Raw genomic sequence first — 1,984 nt, 5'->3', positions numbered from 1 at the left:
ACCACCTTACGGACGGGTCAGTGGTCCGCGCAGCACGGCGTCGGGTCGGGGTCCTCGAACGGCACCAGGGTGCCGCCCGCGGCGGGCATGGCGGCCAGGACCAGGTGGCCGTTCCGCCACTGGGGGCGGACGTGTTCCCGGGTGACCAGCCGGGCGTCCGGGGCCGGTTCGTCCGGCGTGCCCAGTACCGTCACCCGGTCGATCGCGGAGCGGGCGAGCAGTTCCGCGAGCGTCAGCGTGCCGGTGAGGGCGCTCACGCCCGGGTAGAGGACGGCGCGGCCGGCCTCGTCCGGGGCGCCGTCGCGGACCTCGTACCCCTGGGCGGTGAGCCGGTCCCGGGCGGTGCGCAGGACCGGCTCCGCCGCCACGGCCTCCGCCGCGAGCGACAGGGCGACGCGCGGACGGCCGTCCCGCACCAGGTGCGTGCAGCCGAAGACGTCCTCGGGGAGGCCGAGTTCGGCGGCGAGCCCTTGGAGCAGGCGATCGGCCTCGCGCAGCGTCGTCGCGTCGGTGTCGATGCCGATGGCGTAGTGCGCGGACAGCGGTGTCACGACGGCAGGATCCACACCGGGTTGGAGTAGAACCACAGGTCGCGCCACGGGTCGGCGTCGCCGACGACGTCGATGGCGGGGCCCGCCGGGTCGACCTTCGCGCCCAGGGCGCCGACGGCGGACCGGTTGCCGTCGGTGCCGCGGGTGCGGAGGTAGACGGGGTGGTCGACACGGCCGAGGTCGTAGGTGAGGCGGACGGTGCCGGTGTCCTTGTTCACTTCGTACGACTTGACCACCCGGGCCGTCGGCGCGGTGAAGGTGTCCTTGTCGGCGACCGTGCCGGTCACGTCGCCCTGGATGACGTCGACCCGGGCCAGCTTCGGGGTGAACCCGGCCCAGTTGGGGCCGCCGGCCAGGGCCACGTCCATCGACAGGGTGACCCGCGTGCCCTTGCGGACGTGCAGGGCGCCGCCGAGGGTGGCCCAGCGGCCGCCGCCGGAGACGCGGACGTCGAGGCCGCTGATGAGCTGGCCGTGGTCGACCCAGATGCGTCCGGCGCGGATGCCGTCCATGACGGCGCCGTAGGAGAAGCCGTCGGAGCCGACGTGGGTGCGGCTGTACTGGCCCGGCCAGAAGTCGCCCTGGGTGACGTCGATCCGTCCGGCGTAGACGGGGTCGTCGTAGCGGCCGTTGGCGTTGAAGTCGCCGCCGCCGCGGGCGGCGGTGTCGGCGTACACCTGGTGGGAGTCGGAGTTGGCGGTGATCCACCAGGGGCGGCCCTCGGCGATGAGGCTGTCCCACAGGCCGCCGACGGTGGCGGTCATCCAGTCGAAGCCGCCCCAGGTGCGGTAGCTCTCCAGCGGGTAGCCGGGGAAGGAGTTGGCGCCCGGGCTTCCGTCGTAGATGCCGCGGGCGCGGCCCATGCCGAGCGGCTTCGGGAGGCCGGCCGCCTGGTGGCCGGGGGCGCCCTCGAAGCCGACGGCGATCTGGTGGCCCCGCGAGGTGGCGTCGCGCCAGGCGCGGATCTCGTGCGGGGAGTCGATGCCCTTGCGCGCCGGGTGGTTGGCGAGCATCAGGGCGTCCTTGACCTTGCGCCGCTTGACCTGGTCGGCGAGGAAGGAGAGCCCGGCGACGGCGAGTGCCTCGTTGGCGGGTGTGGAGTCGCCCGCGCCCTTCACGCTGCCGTCGTAGTCGGTCTCGAACTGCTTGAGGACGGAGACCTCGTGACGGCCGGGGTGGACGAAGACGGTGCCGTGCTCGGCGGCCGGGATGTTCCACTCCAGGCCCTGGAAGACGAGGGTGTCCTCGTGGGCGTCGCGGGCCTCGCGGATGTCCGGGTTGACCTTCTCCACACCGATCTTGGCATGGGTGACGCTGCCGTGGTCGGTGATGACCAGCCAGTCCATGCCGTGCCGGGCGCCCTGGCGGACCTGGTCGACGACGCGGTACTTGCCGTCGCTGCTGTACTGGGTGTGGATGTGGTGGTCGCCGGC

At 73.3% G+C, this 1,984-nt stretch carries 2 protein-coding genes; both read right to left on the bottom strand.

Going from position 1 to position 1,984, the window contains the following annotated elements:
* Nucleotides 1-17: 17 nt before the first annotated feature.
* Nucleotides 18-551 carry a hypothetical protein gene (locus tag EBH09_RS28840; protein WP_121749859.1) on the bottom strand — a complete coding sequence of 178 codons (534 nt, stop codon included), beginning with the start codon at nucleotides 549-551 and terminating at the stop codon, nucleotides 18-20.
* A partial coding sequence (locus EBH09_RS28835; protein WP_238697463.1) for a PHP domain-containing protein occupies nucleotides 548-1,984 on the bottom strand: 1,437 nt, incomplete at its 5' end. The genes EBH09_RS28840 and EBH09_RS28835, both read right to left, overlap by 4 nt.

It is taken from the genome of Streptomyces sp. E2N166 (assembly GCF_003671715.1).
GTDB classification, from domain to species: domain Bacteria; phylum Actinomycetota; class Actinomycetes; order Streptomycetales; family Streptomycetaceae; genus Streptomyces; species Streptomyces thinghirensis.
Note: the sequence above shows the minus strand (reverse complement) of the source record. Positions and strands in the feature narration are given on the sequence as shown.